Here is a 17,159-nt window from a genome sequence, read left to right on the forward strand (position 1 = left end):
CTATTCTGCAAAAAATACAATGTTTAAATAGGAAAAAAGGAATAAAAGATTTCTAATAAAGATAAAAAATAAAACCCTCAAAACCTATTTTTAAGTGAGCCGTGTCCGTGTCGATTACAGAGAACGACGTTAAAGTATGGCGCAGCGCTGACTATCGATGGTGGTTTGCTGGCGATTCTGCGGCAGCTCTTGGCGGCGGGTTGCGGAACTTTGCTACTCCACTCCTAGCGATTGCAACAACCGGATCAGCTACGGCTGCGGGGTTCATTTCCTCAGCTGTGTCATTCGCTCTAGTCATCGGGATTTTTTACGGTGGCCTTGCAGCGGACAAGCTTAATAAGAAATTTGTCATGCTAAGAGTGTCCCTCGTATGCGTTATCGCCTACGCACTCATCGCTGGTTTAAGTTTGTTTGGCACTTTAAACGGCTGGCTGCTTACAGTTCTGCTAGTTGTTGGGGTACTTGCTTATGGTCTTACCAGCCCTGTTTCTGATGCAACGCTGCGGTCCATAGTCCCAACAAACCTGTACCCGCAAGCGCTCGCCATCAATGATGGAAGAAACTCGGTTCTTGAGATCGCAGGCTCACCAATAGGAGGTTTCCTTTATAGCGTAGCCCCTGGTTGGCCGTTTATGGCTGCCGCATTTGGAACCGCGGTGAATGGCTTTTCGTTCTTACGCATTAAAGCCAATTTAGATCCGCACACGCAGGCTACTGAGCCTTCTGAAGACAAAGACGATCAGCCCATAACTGCACGTAAGAAAGTATGGGCTCATCTCAAAGAGGCTAACGCTGGTGTCATTTTCATTTTTCACAATGCAATCATTCGAGTTTTAGCTGTAGGATCGCTTCTTCTCAATGTTGGTTTTTCTGGAATTTTTCAAACCATTATTTTTACCTGGTACGACGATGGACGTTCCGCTCTCGTCATCGGGCTACTTAGTGCATCGTTAGCTGCTGGAACCATCGTTGGCGCATTGTTGACTGGAAAACTTACACGTCGTTTCGCCACCGGAACACTGTTGATGTGTGCATTCTTGTGGGCAGCAATAACGCTCAGTGCACTTGTCGTTTTTCACACTCCGTGGCAGGTGATAGGTATCCTTGCTCTCACTGGATTGGTTCTTCCACTCGCGAATGCGGCCGGTCTTGGCTTTATGGTCACAGCAGCGGGAGAAGAGAAACAAGGGCGCGTCATTAGTGCACAAACAATGTTGGGGATGGCTGCGACGCCCCTTGCCCTTATCTTTGCCGGCTTTTCATACGACCAGTTTGGCGCTCAAACCACTCTTGCCATTATGTCTGTGCCGCTAGCGATAGCAGTCGTGTACATAGGTTCAAACAGAAAACTACGCACTGTTCCTCGTGCTGATCAATGGGACGATTTCCTCAGCAATAACAATCAACTGTAATTAAACCCCTACTGAAACAGCTTTTTTGGCAGTTGTAGGTGCTGGACCGCATGACGCCACCCCGCCTAGGGCTGCTGCTGCAGTTGCGATAAGTCCGTGCAGCCCTGAACCGGCTGGTGTTGGCCGTGGGTCATCTTTCACAGCCCAGCATCCGTCAACTACTTCATAGTTGGTGTGGACGCCTTCTTCTACCCAAATCCGTAACGCGGTAATCAAACGGTCGACTTCTTCAAGGGTGGTTCCAACACCTACAGATGCGCGGACAGCGCCAGAGTCAAAACCGAGACGGTGCAGTAGTGGGTGTGCGCAGAATCGTCCGTCGCGCACGCCAATGCCATGTTCTGCTGAAAGGTATGCAGCGACGAGCCCTGGGTCGCAGTTTTTCACTGCGAAAGTTACCACCCCAACAGGGTTTTCAGCATCGGCCCAAGCCCGGACGATCCGTATGCCTTCAATTGATTCGAGGCCGGCAACGAGTCTGTTGCGCAACAGGTTTTCGTGGGCTTCTAATGCACCTTGCGGTAGGGCTGCGAGCGCTTCGCATGCTGAGGCGAGCGCGACAGCTCCTACAACGTTGGGGGATCCGGCTTCGTGGCGTGCGGGTGCGTTCGTCCAGATGACGTCGTCGGTGGTTACTTGTCGTACTGCGCCGCCGCCAGCGAGGTATGGGGTGCCGGTGTCGAGCCAGTCGCGTGTGCCGACGAGGACGCCCGCACCGAAGGGGGCATATGTTTTGTGTCCAGAGAATACGATGTAGTCGACGCCGGTTTCTGCGAGTGAGAAGCGTCGGTGTGGGATGAGTTGCGCGCCGTCGAGCACGACTCGCACACCTGCTGCGTGTGCGATTGTGACAACCTCGCTGATGGGTAGTGATTCACCGGTGACGTTGGAAGCGCCAGTAAGTGCGAGGAGAGCGTAGGGTGCTCGCGCGAGTTCTTCTTGTAGGGCGTTTAGGGTGTCTGCGACTGATGTGCCGCCGTGCAGTACGTGGGCTCCGCCTGGGGTGTGTCGCCATGGCAGGAGGTTGGCGTGGTGTTCTACGTCGAGGACGAGCACTCTGCCGTTGTGCGGCGCTTCGTTGGGGATGCAGCCTGCGAGGAGGTTGAGTGAGTCTGTGGTGTTGCGGGTGATGATGGTGACGTCGGTTGTGCGTGCGCCTACGAATCGTCCGATTGTTTGGCGTGATTCTTCGTAGAGGGCTGTTGATACTTGGGAGAGGTATCCGGCACCGCGGTGCACTGATGCGTAGAGTGGCAGCACTTGGTTGACTCGGTCTGCGACGGCGCGTAGCGCTGGTGCTGAGGCTGCGCAGTCGAGGTTTGCGTAGGGCACTTGTCGTCCGTCGACGAGTGGGACGAGGGTGTCTGACCCAACAACTGGCAGGCACGGTGCGGCATTGTTGTTCATGAAAAGCTCCTTCACCTGTGGGGACCCACCCCTTTCGCCGCACACTTCCCCACGTGTAGGTTTCGTGCCCCCGTGTACGGTTGCCCGTTTTTGGGTGCACTACTGCCGTTGTGTAGTGGTAGGGATGCGTGTCTGTGCGACGGATCCCGCGCTTGTTCCGTAGTCGTTTGATTCGGAACCTGGTCTTCACCCGGAGCACCCCACCGCAGGTGGAGGGTTGCCGTCCAGCGAGCCGGGGCTTAATGCTGAAACTCATGACCTGCTGTAAATCTTGCTCTGCTGCCTTAGGGGTGTCAATCGGTCGAATCTTTCGTCTCACATTTCGAACTAGGGGTCTCACGTTTGCTCGCATCGTGGATTATCATTGAGAACGACCATCCAGAGCGGCTGAGTGACGTGGCACGTTGACGCCGCAGCAACCCCCTGTCAAATGAATGTTTGCAGGTGAGGGTGCTACCGCCATGATCGATGGAGGAAATAATGAGTTATGCAGGCGACCTCTCTCCCCAAGAAGCGTGGGAGTTACTCGTATCAAATGCTGGAGCGATCCTTGTTGATGTGCGCACCACAGGCGAGTGGAACAGCATTGGCGTGCCAGATTTAACGTCGCTCAATAAGGACGTGCACTTTATTGAGTGGGTGACCGAGTTTGGGCCAAACGTTCATTTTGTGTCACAGCTCGCTCAAACTGGGGTAACTCCTGGCGATAACCGGCCAATCATTTTCATTTGCCGGTCGGGGAACCGTTCAATCGGTGCAGCCACAATCGCCACGGAAGAAGGCTACGGCCCGGCATATAACGTCCTCGAAGGATTTGAAGGCGACGCAGACGTGTATGGCCGTCGAGTCATTAACGGCTGGAAACTACGCGGCTTACCTGCCACCACTTACGGTGTAGGAGAGTAACGTGGGATACCCTCAATCGCGCACACTTCGTCCAGCAACAATCGGAGTGCGCGGGGGTCAGACGCGCTCTAATTTCGAGGAAACAGCCGAGCCTATCTATGTGACGCAAGGGTACGTGTACTCGAATGCGGCTGAAGCTGAGGCCGCTTTTAATGGCGATGTTGAACGGTTCATTTATTCTCGGTACGGCAACCCTACGGTAGAGATCTTTGAGGAGCGTTTGCGCCTCATTGAGGGGCCTGGTGCTGAAGCCTGTTATGCGACGGCTTCTGGCATGTCTGCCGTTTTCACTGCACTTGCGGCTCTCGTGTCCTCTGGTTCGCGTATCGTTGCGGCGCGGGCACTTTTTGGTTCGTCGCTTGTTATTTTTGACGAGATTTTTGCGCAGTGGGGTGTGCGCACTGATTACGTTGACGGTCATGTGCTGTCGCAGTGGGAAGAGGCGTTGTCGACTCCCGCTGATGTGGTCTTTTTTGAGACCCCGTCTAACCCTATGCAGGACATCATTGATGTTCGTGCGGTCGCTGATTTAGCTCACCGCGCTGGCGCGCAGGTTGTTGTGGACAATGTTTTTGCCACTCCGGTCATGCAGAAGCCCTTTGCTTTAGGGGCAGATATTGTTGTGTACTCTGCGACGAAGCACATTGACGGTCAGGGGCGCGTGCTTGGCGGCGCAATTTTGGGTTCTGCGGAGTACATTAACGGCCCTGTGCAAAAGTTTATTCGTAACACTGGCCCTTCTTTGAGCCCTTTTAATGCGTGGGTTCTGCTCAAAGGCTTAGAGACGATGCCTCTACGAGTGGCAGCTCAAACGGCTTCTGCGTTGCAGATCGCGCAAACGTTGGAAGAAACCGTTGGGATCACGAACGTGCGCTACCCCTATTTGACGTCGCATCCGCAATACGAGTTGGCGCGTTCCCAGCAAACTGGCGGTGGGACTGTGGTGACGTTTGATCTTGCTGTTCCTGACAGTCTTGATGCGGACGAGCAGAAAAAGCATGCTTTCGCGTTTTTGGACCGGCTAGAACTGATCGACATTTCAAACAATTTGGGTGACGCAAAGTCGCTGATTACGCATCCGGCAACGACTACTCACCGCAAACTTGGTTTAGCTGGTCGTGCCCGTGTGGGCATGTCTGAAACGACGGTTCGTTTGTCTGTTGGTTTGGAAGATCCACTCGATTTGCTCGACGATATTTTCGCGGCTTTATCGTAAAACGCACAAAAGAGGGCACCTATCGGGTGCCCTCTTTTTATGTGCCGTCGGTGTTTTTAGAGCGGTCGTTTTGGGTTTCTTGTTGCGCGGACAGCAAGGCGTCGAGTTTTTGGTTAAGGTCATCGATTTTGTTGCGCATAGCTGCGATGTCGTCGCGTTGTGGCTGTAATGCACCTGAGCGTTCGGAGGAGTCGGAGCGCGAGCCTTCGTCTGGAATGAGCCAGCCTGCAACTGCTGCGGATACTGCCCCAAGCACGGAAATTCCGACAATCATTAAGAGGATTGCAATGAGTCGTCCTGTGCCTGTTACTGGATAAAAGTCACCGTATCCGACGGTTGTTACCGTGACAAAGGACCACCAGATGGCGTCTGGGAAAGAGGTGATGAGGGCTTCTGGTGTTCCTCGTTCGGCGTCGAGTATGGCGAGTGCGCCTACGTAAAGAAGCATTAATGCGGCGAGCAGCACTGCCACGCCCGTTTCGAGTGCTGTTGAACGGCGGCTGAGGTATTCACGGCCTGCCGAGAATAGTTTGAGCAACCGCAGCGGGCGTAATGCTGGAACGAAAGCAGCAGCCACATCGATGGGGTGGGTTACAAGAAACTTCAGTGGTTTTTCTGCCAGTGCGGTTCGTATCGCAACATCAGCGATAAAGACGACCCATATGGCTGTACTGAATGCGCGCAGTCCACTCTCAAACCAATCGGGGAGAGATTCTGGGATCACTTCCAACGAATAGACCACCACAAAAATTGCGGAAAGTAGGAGCATAAACCTATTGGTTCGTGCTTCGAATCTGTCTAACGCTGCGTCACTTCGTCGAAACTGAATCACGGCGACAACCCTATCGCGCTTGAGTACATGGTCAAAGGCGAGAGTAGACCATTTTTCCAGTTTCACTCTGCACAAGACGGGGAACGAACGTATTGTTTTCGTATTCGCGCAGGTGTTGTGGTCCCCTATAACCTCGGTAGACCTAACTGGTCTAGACCTGTAAACTGAGCAGGTATTAATTCAAGCCCAGGAGGACACCATGGAGCGCATCGTCACCGTTGCCATCGAGGAGGGCCTACACGCCCGCCCAGCCGCCCTGTTTGTCGCCGCCGCAAGCGCAGCACCAGCAAACGTCACCATCGCCAAAGAAGGCGACCCAGTTCCAGCAGACTCAATCTTGTCTGTCATGACCCTCGGAGCCAAAGCAGGCGACGTAGTCACACTCACCACCGACAGCAACAGCGACGACGACAAAGCAGCACTCGATTCGCTTGAACAGTTCCTACTGCAAACAGTAGTGAGCTAAAACTTTCCACGTGCGCTGAAGGACTGATGCTAGACCTTCAGCGCACCACTCATCGCACATCTGGCATCACACACAACAAGGGCGGCATCCCGAGAATCACGGGATACCGCCCTCATTGTGCACCTACAGCCTGTAGCCGAATGAGCTACCGCACACAGGCTGTTATAACCCCCATGTCTCTAGGACAGGGATCCGAGCGCGCACGGCAGCACGAGCTTCTTCAACCGAAGCAGCCTCACGTGCCAACGCGGCAAGTTCACGACACTCATCGAGCGTCAAGGTTTCCAGCACCGCACCAACAGCAGGCAAAGAACGTGGCGTCATAGACAACGACGCAACGCCAAGCCCCACAAGCACAGGAGCAAGCGCTGGATCAGCTGCTGCTTCACCGCACACACCAACTGGTCGTCCATGGCGTTCAGCACCTTCACATGCAATAGCAATAAGATCCAACACGGATGGCTGCCATGGCGAAGACAAAGATGCCAACGACGCAAGCTCACGGTCTGCCGCTAAAGCGTACTGAGTGAGGTCGTTCGTTCCAACGGAAGCGAACGTCGCCTCTCCAAGCAAATCTTTCGCACGCAATGCAGATGCCGGAATTTCAATCATGATTCCCGCATTATGCAAACCGTAACGTGCACACGCCGCAACGAAGTCCTTCGTTTCTGCAACAGTTGCAACCATCGGCGCCATCACATGGACGTCCGCGTCAGTAGCTTGAGCAGCTTGAGCGATTGCTTCAAGTTGCGATTCAAGCACTTCAGGATGGTTCCATGACGTACGCAGACCTCGCACACCAAGCGCAGGGTTTGGTTCGTCATCGGCAGTCACAAACGGCAATGGCTTGTCGGCACCTGCATCGAGTGTGCGGATGACAACCTTACGGTGTGGGAAAGCTTCAAGCACTGTCGTGTACTGAGCGATTTGCTCTTCCACTGTCGGTGCAGTTTCGCGGCCAAGGAAGCAGAACTCTGTACGGAATAGCCCGACACCTTCTGCACCCATGTCTGCTGCCTTGGCCGCTCCTGCTGGATCACCAACATTCGCAAGCAATGCGACAGCATGCCCGTCTTTAGTGCGCCCCGGGCCATTAAGTGTGCTGGGAGCTGAGACGGTTTGTTGAAACTTTTCAACGGTTTGTGCATCTGGCTCGGTGTGCACCTCACCGGCGCCACCATCAACAGCAATCAGTTGACCGTCGACAAGATCGTCGGCGCCATCAACAGCAACGATGCACGGAATACCGAGAGAGCGAGCAAGAATCGACGTGTGAGAGGTTGGCCCTCCCCCAGATGTCACAATTGCAATAACAGCTGACGGATCCAATGTTGCAGTATCCGCAGGTGCAAGATCATGAGCAACCAGAATAAAGGGCTCATCTCGAATCGGAACCCCAGGGCTAGGAACTCCGGTAAGACGAGCAATAATTCGGTTACGAACATCTTTCACATCTGTAGCGCGCTCGGCAAGATTGCCGCCCAACGCAGTCAGCTGCTCTGCCAGCGTATTAGCTGCAAGCCACACTGCACGCGGGGCAATTAAGCCCTCTTCCCGTACGTGCGTTGCTGCCGCACGCATAAGCGCAGGGTCAGTAGCCATCGTTGCGGTTACAGCCAAAATGTTTGCTGCTGTACCTGTAGCACGTGACGATGCGGCAAGAAGATCGTCGCACACATACTCGCTTGCGGCCTTAATAGCTTCTACGGCGCTGTCGCGTTCCCCTTCAGGTAAAACCTGAGTAGATGCTGGCTCAGCGATTGGGCTGGCCATGCGTGCGACGTGCGCCGCACGGCGGCCGGGGCTAACCCCGACCCCGCGCAGCATGGGAGTCACTAGATCCCACCTCCTGTGGAGTTGGTTGAGCCATCAGTTGCAGCGTCTGCTGTTGGGCTGGAAGCAACAGCAGCTTCCGCAACGGCGCCGTTGTCAGCGCCGGCTGTGCCGGGCTCGTCGTCCTCACGGCCAGGAGTCTTAAGGTTCCACTTGGTGATAACCCACCGGAAGAGGAAGTAGTAGATCACCGCGTATCCCAAACCGATTGGGATAAGGAGAAGCGGCATTTCTGCGATTCGCAGGTTGAGGAGGAAGTCAATCGCACCTGCGGAGAAGCCGAATCCGTCGCGGATACCGATTGCGTTTACCAGTGCCAGCGAGCTACCAGTCAATACTGCGTGGATTGCGTAAAGCGGGTAGGCCACGTATGCGAATGCGAATTCGAGTGGTTCTGTCACACCGGTTACGAAAGCAACGAGAGCTGCGGAGCCCATGATACTTGCGGTGAGCTTACGTTTTGCTGGCTTTGCAGTGTGAACGATTGCCAATGCTGCTGCTGGGAGCGCGAACATCATGATTGGGAAGAATCCGGTCATGAAGGCACCTGCGGTTGGGTCGCCGTTCAAGAAGCGAGCGATGTCACCGTTACGTACGACACCACTTGCATCTGTGAATTCACCAAACTCGAACCATGGGAAGAAGTTCAGTAGGTGGTGCAAACCAATTGGCAAGAGCAGACGGTTAACAGTTCCGTAGACGAATCCACCGATGATTGGTAGACCAGTTACCCATGTACCAACAGCGGTGAATCCTGCATCGAACCATGGGTAGATGAGGGAGAAAACAACAGCGATGATAACTGCAGCACCTGCAGTAACGATTGGCACAAAGCGACGACCACCAAAGAATGCCAACCACGCTGGAAGCTTAATGCGTGAATACTTTTGGAACAGCAGCGCTGCGGTCATACCAATGACCAGACCACCCAGCACGCCGTAGTTAATCATTTCTTGCTTAGTGTCGCCTTCTGCCATAGGGAGAACGACAGGCGAAAGAGCATCGGTAACGCCGGTAAACACGACGTAACCAACAACTGCGGCAAGACCAGTCGAGCCGTCAGCTTTACGTGCGTAACCTACCGCGACACCGATAGCAAACAGTAGCGGCAAGTTTGCAAACAGTGCGTTACCAGCAGCACCGACAACGTCGGCTACTGGTTGCATCCACGACAGGTGCTTTGCAAGACCGTCAGCACCAAGCATGTCCGCTTGTCCCAGACGCAGCAAGAGTGCTGCTGCAGGAAGGGCGGCGATAGGGAGCATGAGCGAACGACCCATGCGTTGTAATTGCGCGAGGCCTGGGATACCTCTGCGCGGGGTTTCGACTGCAGTAGCCATGAAACACTCCTCGTTGCGTATTTCACTAAAAATTGAGTGAGGGCTCTTTCGGTTTGTCCAGTCTCCTTTGTTACCGATGAGAGCGTTCTGGTCTGGACCAGTTGCAATTAGAGTGGTCTAGACCCCATCATGTTGTCAAGTGGTAACACCGATAAGAGACGACTTTGTCCTAATTTGCCCTAGAGATTTTTTACAACATGGTCCAGACCAGTTGCCAAGTGGGTGGTCTAGACCCCATGATGTAGTCAGTTACCAGTGACTGCAAGAAATCGACTAATCTGGACTGGACCACACAACGCCGTAGGGAGGTACCGATGCCGAGTGACGAAGACGCACAACAGGCTTCGCCGAAATACCTCAAAGTACGCGACTATCTCGTAGGCCTCACTGCCAACGAGTTGAAGATCGGTGATCCAATCCCGTCTGAACGCACTTTGACACAGCTTTTCGGTGTGTCCCGTATGACTATCCGTCATGCCATCGAATCGCTCGTATCCGAAGGCGTACTTGAAAAAATACAAGGTCGCGGCACTTTTGTCAGCGCGCCACGCATGGACTTTGAAGTCCGTTTGTCCACCTTCGGTGAGCAGATGGAACGATTAGGCCTAACCGCCTCAACCAAAGTCATTGACGCGGGCACTGTGCCTGCACCGGCTGAAGTCGCATCCATTTTGGGTGTTTCTCCTGGTGCTGCTACCCACCATCTTCGTAGGCTTCGCTACGCCGACAATAAGCCCATGGCGATTGAAGAAGCGTGGATCCCTGTGCAAGTCGCACCGACACTCTTTGATGAGGGTGCACCTGCAAGCCTTTATGTGGCGTTGCGCGCTCAAGGACTCGACCCACGGTGGGGTGAAGAAACACTCGCTGCTGACTCTGCAACAAAAGAAGAACACTCCCTCCTCGAGATGGGAAACCGGACAGCCGTATTACGCGCTACCCGACGCACCCATACTGAACGTGGTGCTGTCATGTTCTCACGTGCGTGCTTTCGCGGCGACAGGTACCAGGTTTGGGTGCCTCTCGCCCCACCGGTTCCTTCTTCCGAGCCTTCCCTTTCACTCTCGACGACGATGTCCAAGGAGGACGCATGACACCCACCGAGCCGCGAGCCGCCTCGTACGTTCAGGCGCTGGGCGGTGCAGACAACATTCAAGACATCGAACCCTGCACAACGCGACTTCGTTCTTTAGTGCACGATCCTTCCCTCGTTAATTCTGCCGCGCTGCGCGAGCTCGGCGCTTTTGGGGTAATGATTAATGGACGAGTCGTTCAAATAGTTGTTGGACCAGACGTCGATGTCGTTGCCTCAGAGATTAATGATCTCCTCTAAACCAGTGCATACTGCACGCCCACTCCCTCACCCGATAAAGAAAAGGAACCCACATCATGGCTGACCCACAAAAACTTCTCGATGGCCTCGGTGGAGATAGCAACATTATTGACCTCGAACCATGCATCACCCGCCTTCGTGTTGAGGTAGAAAACGGCTCGCTTGTCAATGAGCCTCTCCTCAAGGCTGGCGGCGCTATTGCTGTTATGCAGCAGGGCACTGTTGTTCAGGTTATCGTTGGCCCACAGGCCGACAACATTGCTTCGGACATTGAGGATCTGCGTTGAGCACAGCGTTACATGTGCTTGCACCTGTCACTGGCAAAGTAATTGCTATGAGTGACGTGCCAGATCCTGTGTTTGCGGCAGAGCTGGTAGGGCCAGGCTTAGCAATTGAGCCTGACCTTGAAGCAGGGGTTGAAGTTCGTGCGCCAATTGACGGAACTATCGTCAAACTACATCCACACGCGTTTGTTGTGCAGGGTGTAGATGGTCGCGCTGTGCTTGTTCATCTTGGAATCAACACCGTGCAACTTGAGGGTGAAGGTTTCACACTGCATGTCGAAGAGGGTGCCACCGTTTCAACGGGTCAGGTACTTATCTCTTGGGACATTAAAGCAGTGGCAGAAACCGGACGCTCTACCATCTGCCCTGTAGTAGCGCTTGACGCTAAACCTGAAGTTATCGCACGTGCAGCAGCGGTAGCTTCTGAAGCAACAGCCGACACTACTCTTCTTGTGTGGGAGTAACTGGCGTCCTTGTTCTACAACGGCGCGATGACGCACCATAGCTGAGGGGCCCCGCAATGCTTGCGGGGCCCCTCAGCTGCTTTCTTACGCAAATACGTTCAGCAGATTCTCTTCATTCGCAAGAAACGCTTGTGCCGCTTTTTTTGCGCCTTCTAAGTCGTGCAATAGATATGATCCACAACTCTTTGAGGATTCAGCGCCCGGAACAGTTTCGCATTCTAGTAGCCTGCGTATGCCTTGCACTGCTATTTCTTTCATGTCATCTGCTGTGGCAATATTTCCCGTTGTAATGACGTATATGCCGGTGAGGCAGCCCATCGGGGAGACCCCGATGATGTCATCTGAGAATTCACGTAGCGTAAACGCAAGAATGTGCTCAATGCTGTGAGCTGTCTCGATTGGTAAATGTGGTTCGACATTGGGCTGTGTGAAGCGCAGGTCGTATTTACATACACGGCCGCCACCGGGGATTTCTTTATCTCCAGCTTTACGAATGTACGGTGCTACAACAGCGTCATGATCAAGTTCGAAAGATTCGACTACTACCTTTTTAATCACTCGGTAAGTCTATCCAAGTCTCTGCAGCGCCTTTACTCTGTGCGCTCAAATTGCAGACGCCATGTTTCAGGCCCTCTCTCAAGGTATTGGATGGTGAATGCGCCAGGCTCCCTGCTTTCCAATTGTTGCAGCAACGGAATCGGGTCATGTGGTGCGCACAGGATCATTCCGCGTCCCGGTTTTACCCCAGCGAGAGCTCCAAAAATTGTTGCATGGCGAATCTCGTGAGGAATAACTCGCGCGTCCAGCTCAGGATAAGAGAGCGCCGCGTTTTCACCGCAGCCGCAAGCGCCTTTGGGTTTTTGGTCAATGTGGATGTTCACTTCGTTCATATCCGCCACGCCTTTCTAAGAATTGTTCTTGAGCGGGACTTTTATCCTCGCTTCTGCACGATTATTTTATTACAGTTAAGTCCGTGGAAAATAATCGTTTGGTTCAGAACCGCTCAACCTCACATGCAACTAAACGAGGACGCACGTTTTCACCGTCTCGTCTACTCGTGCTTGAAAGCCTCGAATCACAGGTTGAGCCCCTCACCCTGCCCGCAATTGTGCGGCGCGTCGGCTTACACGAAAATACGGTACGAGGACACCTCGAAAACCTATTAGCAGACGGATACGCCATCCGTTCTTTAGCAGAACCTGAAGGCCGAGGGCGCCCCGCATGGCTCTGGTCAACCCCACACAAACACCACCATTCAGACGACGAACTCGAATATGCTGGCCTAGCTGCAGTCTTAGCAGATTCCATCAGCGCTTTCGCTCCAGACCCCGTCGCCACCGCACTTCAGGCAGGCAATCAATGGGGAAAAACCCTAGCCGACAATATGCCACACACGGAACCTGCGCTTTCCCCTGTCACCGCTGCCATTACGCTCTTAGACAGCTTTGGATTCGCTCCACTGGCAATTAATGAACAAAGAATTGAACTACACACATGTCCACTTCTTGAAGCCGCACACCGCAACCCTGATGTTGTGTGCTCCGTACACCTCGGGATCATCAATGGCGCCTTATCACGCCAAGGAATAGATAGCTCTCAATCTCAGCTTGAACCGTTCAGCGCTCCAGGGATCTGCACCCTGCATTTTTCTGCCGATAACACACCTCAACAGCGCACCGATCACTCATGACAGCACCCACCCCACACAAGGCAGCGCACGACACCTCACCGGACCTGCCACACCGCACCACACTACCTCCCATACCTAAACGCACTGTCCTTATTTTCCCGGCAGGTATATGTCTTATAGCAGGCCTTAGCGCAGCACTTCTGCTTCTAGGATTACCTGCCCCGTTCACAGTCAACCGACTCGTCGATTCCCACGGAACTCTACTAACCCTTGGATTCATTGGAACACTGATCGCATTAGAACGATCTGTTGCATTAGGACGCTTCTGGGGATACGCTGCACCAACCCTCCTAGGCACGGGGGGCCTCTTACTACTCACACCCGTCAGTCTTATCGTTCCGCACGCATGCATGCTGTCCGGCGCCACAATCATGACCAGCACGTATGTAGTCTTGTGGCAACGTAACCGCGACGAAGCAATCCTCATTCAAGCGTTAGGGGCGGTATTAGCAGCTGGAGCTGCCACGTTACTCGTTTTACAGTTCCCCGTAAGAATACTATTACCGTGGCTCGCTGGTTTCGTCATTCTTACGATCTGTGGTGAACGCCTTGAGCTTGCTCGGTTAACTCTCAAAAGATCAGCCGGATACGTTGTATTAGTTTGTGCATGCACCTTCACTGCATTAACAATTGCCACACTTTTGTGGCCTACTGCAGGCTACCCGTTACTTGGACTAAATCTCATAGTGATGACGTTGTGGCTCAGTGCCCATGATGTCGCCCGAAAACTTATTTTTACATCGGCCTCACGACGCTTCATGGCAGCTTGCATGCTTGCCGGCTATGCGTGGCTAACACTTGCAGGTTTTATCTGGCTTCTTGGACCCGCTTTTGAGGGGGCCGCATATGATGCTGTCATTCATGCCGTATTTATTGGTTTCACCATGTCCATGATCATGGCACACGCAACAACAATCCTTCCCGCCATCGTTAAACGCCCGCTGCCTTACCATCCTGTGATGTGGCTGCCCGCGGCTCTCATGCACGCGGCCCTTATCGTCCGCGTATGGATCGGAGACGGCTTAGGCATACGCCTCGCCCATCAAATTGGCGGACTTTTTAATGTCATCTCTGTGCTTCTTTTCCTCATCATCATTGTTGGCACAGCCATCACAGCGCCCACCGCAACCCCCTCTCCTCGCATTGGTAAAACCTCATGATCCCCACATCTGCCCCACCAACTCCAGTAAAAAAGTTCTGGTTCATGCGAGACATTCCAGCATTTATATGGATACTGTGCGCTCTTGCAACTACTCTTTTTAACCAGTGGTTACCCGAAGCACGTTGGCTCATATTTCACTTTCTACTACTGGGCGCAGCCACACATTCGATCATGGTATGGTCACAGCATTTTTCGCATGCACTTCTCCACTCCCCCGCAAGCATCCACGAACGCACAAGACAAAACATTCGTCTCATCGCCTTAAACTGTGGAATTGTTTGTGCGATAGTTGGCGTACTCTCAACCTTTTTAACGGTAACGATCATAGGTGCCACCCTCGTCGTCTTATCCGTAATGTGGCATGCCATCTCACTACTTTCACGGCTTAAAAAAGCCCTTGGTGTACGCTTTGGGATCACAATTAAGTACTACATCGCAGCCTCCGCGTGTTTACCAGTAGGGGTGACACTGGGTGTTTTACTATCCCACGGTTATGCAGACCCACTACACGGCCAGTTACGGCTAGCCCACATTTTTATCAACATTTTTGGCTGGATCGGGTTAACAATTGTGGGCACACTCGTAACCTTGTGGCCGACCATGCTCCGCACAAAAATAGACGACCAAGCCACCGCGGTAGCGTTGAGAGTTTTACCAATACTGATCAGCGGCATCATCATGTGCAGTGGAGGCGCCCTAGGAGGTGTAACGTGGCTTGTCGTATGCGGTCTCGTCCTATATATGACGGGGCTTATATGGCTGGGATTCATTTTTTTACGCACAGCTCTTCGTAAAACACCCCAAGATTTCCCTACCCTTTCGGTTGCAACCAGTTACGTATGGCTTGTGGGCTCGCTCATTGTATTGCTCGTCCATGCAGGAACCGCTGCTTTCTCTGCCACATCTTGGGATCGCATCTTTGCTGGCTTCACAACAATTACCCCGTTTCTTGCCGCAGGTTTCGTCCTGCAGACACTCCTCGGCGCTCTTGCCTATCTCATTCCGGTTGTGCTGAGTTCTGGCCCCCAATCTGCTCGAGCAACGCACACTGAAATGAACCGTGGGGCGATTTTACGTGTAGTAACAGCAAATCTTGCTTTGCTCGTGTGCGCACTTCCCGTTACAGCTACGATTCAGGTAAGCGCTGCTTTCGTGTACGTGGCCAGCACCAGCAGTTTCATAATTTTTATGGTTCGCTCCATGAAAACCGCCAAAAGAATACGGGTTTCCACACGCAGTACCAACAAGCACGATAACAACCCAACTGGTGAGCCACTTCGTCGGCTACCGCCCCCTAATCCCGCACACAATACTAATGACGCACATTCTCGGGGGACGATTGCTGGACAAGCAATTTTAGGTCTAGTTGTGGTGATTGTGGCTGTTTTAGTTGGTGTTGCACTACAACCTGATTCACTTCGCACCTATCCCATCGCTAACGGTGCGTCTCAGAGCTCTGAAGCCGTTGCGCAACATCGCAATGCTCCACACAAGACTGTGCGTGTTGAAGCAAAAAATATGCGCTTCTTTCCTGAGAGCATTAATGTTCCACACGGCACTAACCTAACAATCGAACTTGTCAATACTGACTCGTCAGAAGTGCACGATTTAGTGTTATCTAACGGTCGCGTTTCTGCTCGTATCATGCCTGGAGATTCCACTCAGATCGAAGTTGGTGTCATCACTCAATCGTTAGATGGCTGGTGCTCAATTATTGGGCATAAACAAATGGGCATGGTGTTCGCTATCAATGTTCTAGAACCCGATGACACCACTCAAACATCTGGTGAAACGCCTCCTTCAGAGCATGCTCACACCCATATGTCTAAAGGAAATACGGATCTTTCTGCCGCACAGGATCTAGATTTCATGGCACAACCCAGCAAAGATTTTAAGGCTTACGACGCAACCCTTAAACCGCTTTCACCACGTGAAGGCTCAGCTCCCCAACTTCATAAATTTACATTCGAAGTTGAAGAAAAAGTTATGGAAGTTGCTCCTGGTGTCCGTCAAGAAATCTGGACGTTTGATGGATCTTTTCCGGGACCAACTTTACATGGCCGGGTTGGAGACACCTTTGAAATTACGTTAGTCAACAATGGGTCGATGGGACATTCTATTGACTTCCATGCTTCACTCATTGCGCCTGACCAAGCTATGCGGACCATAGCGCCCGGAGAGTCTTTGGTGTATCGGTTCGTTGCTGAGCGTGCAGGGATCTGGATGTATCACTGTTCAACTATGCCAATGACTGCCCACATCGCGAATGGAATGTTCGGTGCAGTTGTTATTGAGCCTGATGATTTACCTGAAGTCGATAAGAGTTATGTCATTGTGCAAAATGAAATGTATTTAGGTAAGCAAGACGAACCAGTTGATGTAACTAAAGCGTTAACTGGAGACAGTGCTTTAGACCTTGTCGTCTTTAATGGCTATGCCAACCAGTATGCAGCACGGCCTCTCACAGCCCAAGTTGGTGAACGTGTTCGGGTGTGGATGCTTGTTGCTGGACCTAGCCGTGCTTCTTCTTTTCATGTTGTCGGAAGCCAGTTTGATCGTGTGTGGTTTGAAGGTAACTATCTTTTAGGTTCTGCTCAGCAGCCTGCGACGGGAGGAACTGGAGGGTCACAGGCACTTGGCTTGCAGCCTGCACAGGGCGGTTTCGTGGAATTAACGTTCCCCGAGCCTGGAAATTACCCATTTGTTACCCACATTATGGTTGATGCGGAACGTGGCGCGAAAGGAATCTTTACAGTGACACAGTAGCCGCACAGTCGTGCTCTGTAGGCACGACGTGTTTACAGCATGTAAATG

The 17,159-nt window shown here is 52.8% G+C and carries 17 protein-coding genes and 2 riboswitches; of the genes, 11 read left to right on the forward strand and 6 right to left on the reverse strand.

The genetic code is table 11. The features are described from left to right. The first annotated feature begins 107 nt into the window (after positions 1 to 107). Entirely contained in the window at positions 108 to 1,412 is a 1,305-nt protein-coding gene (locus ACR9EC_RS08075; RefSeq protein ID WP_435298721.1) for an MFS transporter, read from the forward strand. Here ACR9EC_RS08075 and ACR9EC_RS08080 read toward each other — a convergent pair whose 3' ends face one another. Next, positions 1,413 to 2,819, reverse strand: a complete 1,407-nt coding sequence (locus ACR9EC_RS08080) for an aminotransferase class V-fold PLP-dependent enzyme (RefSeq protein ID WP_435298722.1) — start codon at positions 2,817 to 2,819, stop codon at positions 1,413 to 1,415. Between the two features lie 143 nt (positions 2,820 to 2,962). Continuing rightward, positions 2,963 to 3,079, reverse strand: a riboswitch (SAM riboswitch). Positions 3,080 to 3,190: 111 nt separating this feature from the next. Then, positions 3,191 to 3,294: riboswitch (SAM riboswitch) on the forward strand. 5 nt (positions 3,295 to 3,299) lie between these two features. On the opposite strand from ACR9EC_RS08080, the gene ACR9EC_RS08085 reads away from it, so the two are divergent. Both ACR9EC_RS08085 and ACR9EC_RS08090 read left to right on the forward strand, forming a co-directional pair. Beyond that, on the forward strand, positions 3,300 to 3,725 hold the full coding sequence (locus tag ACR9EC_RS08085) for a rhodanese-like domain-containing protein (protein WP_435298723.1): 426 nt from the start codon (positions 3,300 to 3,302) through the stop codon (positions 3,723 to 3,725). Position 3,726: 1 nt separating this feature from the next. After that, positions 3,727 to 4,941, forward strand: coding sequence for an O-succinylhomoserine sulfhydrylase (locus ACR9EC_RS08090; protein WP_435298724.1), 1,215 nt, complete (start codon positions 3,727 to 3,729; stop codon positions 4,939 to 4,941). A 37-nt stretch (positions 4,942 to 4,978) separates the two neighbouring features. On the opposite strand, the gene ACR9EC_RS08095 is transcribed toward ACR9EC_RS08090, so the two are convergent. Next, positions 4,979 to 5,773, reverse strand: a complete 795-nt coding sequence (locus ACR9EC_RS08095) for a potassium channel family protein (RefSeq protein WP_435298725.1) — start codon at positions 5,771 to 5,773, stop codon at positions 4,979 to 4,981. Positions 5,774 to 5,972: 199 nt separating this feature from the next. Here ACR9EC_RS08095 and ACR9EC_RS08100 point away from each other — a divergent pair, with 199 nt between their 5' ends. Further along, positions 5,973 to 6,239 carry an HPr family phosphocarrier protein gene (locus ACR9EC_RS08100; protein ID WP_435298726.1) on the forward strand — a complete coding sequence of 89 codons (267 nt, stop codon included), beginning with the start codon at positions 5,973 to 5,975 and terminating at the stop codon, positions 6,237 to 6,239. A 162-nt stretch (positions 6,240 to 6,401) separates the two neighbouring features. On the opposite strand, the gene ptsP is transcribed toward ACR9EC_RS08100, so the two are convergent. After that, positions 6,402 to 8,066 (reverse strand): phosphoenolpyruvate--protein phosphotransferase, encoded by a 1,665-nt coding sequence (gene ptsP, locus ACR9EC_RS08105; protein WP_435300637.1) that lies wholly within the window; start codon positions 8,064 to 8,066, stop codon positions 6,402 to 6,404. Between the two features lie 8 nt (positions 8,067 to 8,074). Next, positions 8,075 to 9,412: a PTS transporter subunit EIIC gene (locus ACR9EC_RS08110; protein WP_435298727.1), complete on the reverse strand. Its 1,338-nt coding sequence runs from the start codon at positions 9,410 to 9,412 to the stop codon at positions 8,075 to 8,077. 314 nt (positions 9,413 to 9,726) lie between these two features. On the opposite strand from ACR9EC_RS08110, the gene ACR9EC_RS08115 reads away from it, so the two are divergent. The 4 genes from ACR9EC_RS08115 to ACR9EC_RS08130 are packed head-to-tail and all read left to right on the forward strand — an operon-like array spanning position 9,727 to position 11,493. Continuing rightward, complete coding sequence (locus tag ACR9EC_RS08115; RefSeq protein WP_435298728.1) at positions 9,727 to 10,506, forward strand: GntR family transcriptional regulator; 780 nt, start codon at positions 9,727 to 9,729, stop codon at positions 10,504 to 10,506. Then, on the forward strand, positions 10,503 to 10,745 hold the full coding sequence (locus ACR9EC_RS08120; protein WP_435298729.1) for a glucose PTS transporter subunit EIIB: 243 nt from the start codon (positions 10,503 to 10,505) through the stop codon (positions 10,743 to 10,745). The genes ACR9EC_RS08115 and ACR9EC_RS08120 overlap by 4 nt, the downstream gene beginning before the upstream one ends. A 56-nt stretch (positions 10,746 to 10,801) precedes the next feature. Continuing rightward, positions 10,802 to 11,032 carry a PTS transporter subunit EIIB gene (locus ACR9EC_RS08125; RefSeq protein WP_435298730.1) on the forward strand — a complete coding sequence of 77 codons (231 nt, stop codon included), beginning with the start codon at positions 10,802 to 10,804 and terminating at the stop codon, positions 11,030 to 11,032. Between the two features lie 47 nt (positions 11,033 to 11,079). Beyond that, positions 11,080 to 11,493, forward strand: coding sequence for a PTS sugar transporter subunit IIA (locus tag ACR9EC_RS08130; protein ID WP_435298731.1), 414 nt, complete (start codon positions 11,080 to 11,082; stop codon positions 11,491 to 11,493). 84 nt (positions 11,494 to 11,577) lie between these two features. On the opposite strand, the gene ACR9EC_RS08135 is transcribed toward ACR9EC_RS08130, so the two are convergent. Continuing rightward, complete coding sequence (locus ACR9EC_RS08135; protein ID WP_435298732.1) at positions 11,578 to 12,051, reverse strand: S-ribosylhomocysteine lyase; 474 nt, start codon at positions 12,049 to 12,051, stop codon at positions 11,578 to 11,580. 32 nt (positions 12,052 to 12,083) lie between these two features. After that, on the reverse strand, positions 12,084 to 12,383 hold the full coding sequence (locus tag ACR9EC_RS08140; RefSeq protein ID WP_435298733.1) for a DUF2249 domain-containing protein: 300 nt from the start codon (positions 12,381 to 12,383) through the stop codon (positions 12,084 to 12,086). An 83-nt stretch (positions 12,384 to 12,466) separates the two neighbouring features. Here ACR9EC_RS08140 and ACR9EC_RS08145 point away from each other — a divergent pair, with 83 nt between their 5' ends. Genes ACR9EC_RS08145 through ACR9EC_RS08155 form a run of 3 tightly spaced genes read left to right on the forward strand, consistent with a single transcriptional unit; the run spans position 12,467 to position 17,111 of the window. Further along, positions 12,467 to 13,183 (forward strand): helix-turn-helix transcriptional regulator, encoded by a 717-nt coding sequence (locus ACR9EC_RS08145; protein ID WP_435298734.1) that lies wholly within the window; start codon positions 12,467 to 12,469, stop codon positions 13,181 to 13,183. After that, complete coding sequence (locus tag ACR9EC_RS08150) at positions 13,180 to 14,343, forward strand: hypothetical protein (RefSeq protein WP_435298735.1); 1,164 nt, start codon at positions 13,180 to 13,182, stop codon at positions 14,341 to 14,343. Before ACR9EC_RS08145 ends, ACR9EC_RS08150 begins: the two co-directional genes overlap by 4 nt. Further along, entirely contained in the window at positions 14,340 to 17,111 is a 2,772-nt protein-coding gene (locus tag ACR9EC_RS08155; RefSeq protein ID WP_435298736.1) for a multicopper oxidase domain-containing protein, read from the forward strand. The genes ACR9EC_RS08150 and ACR9EC_RS08155 overlap by 4 nt, the downstream gene beginning before the upstream one ends. The last annotated feature ends 48 nt before the right edge of the window (positions 17,112 to 17,159 follow it).

It is taken from the genome of Timonella sp. A28 (assembly GCF_051200815.1).
Taxonomy (GTDB): Bacteria; Actinomycetota; Actinomycetes; order Actinomycetales; family Cellulomonadaceae; genus Timonella.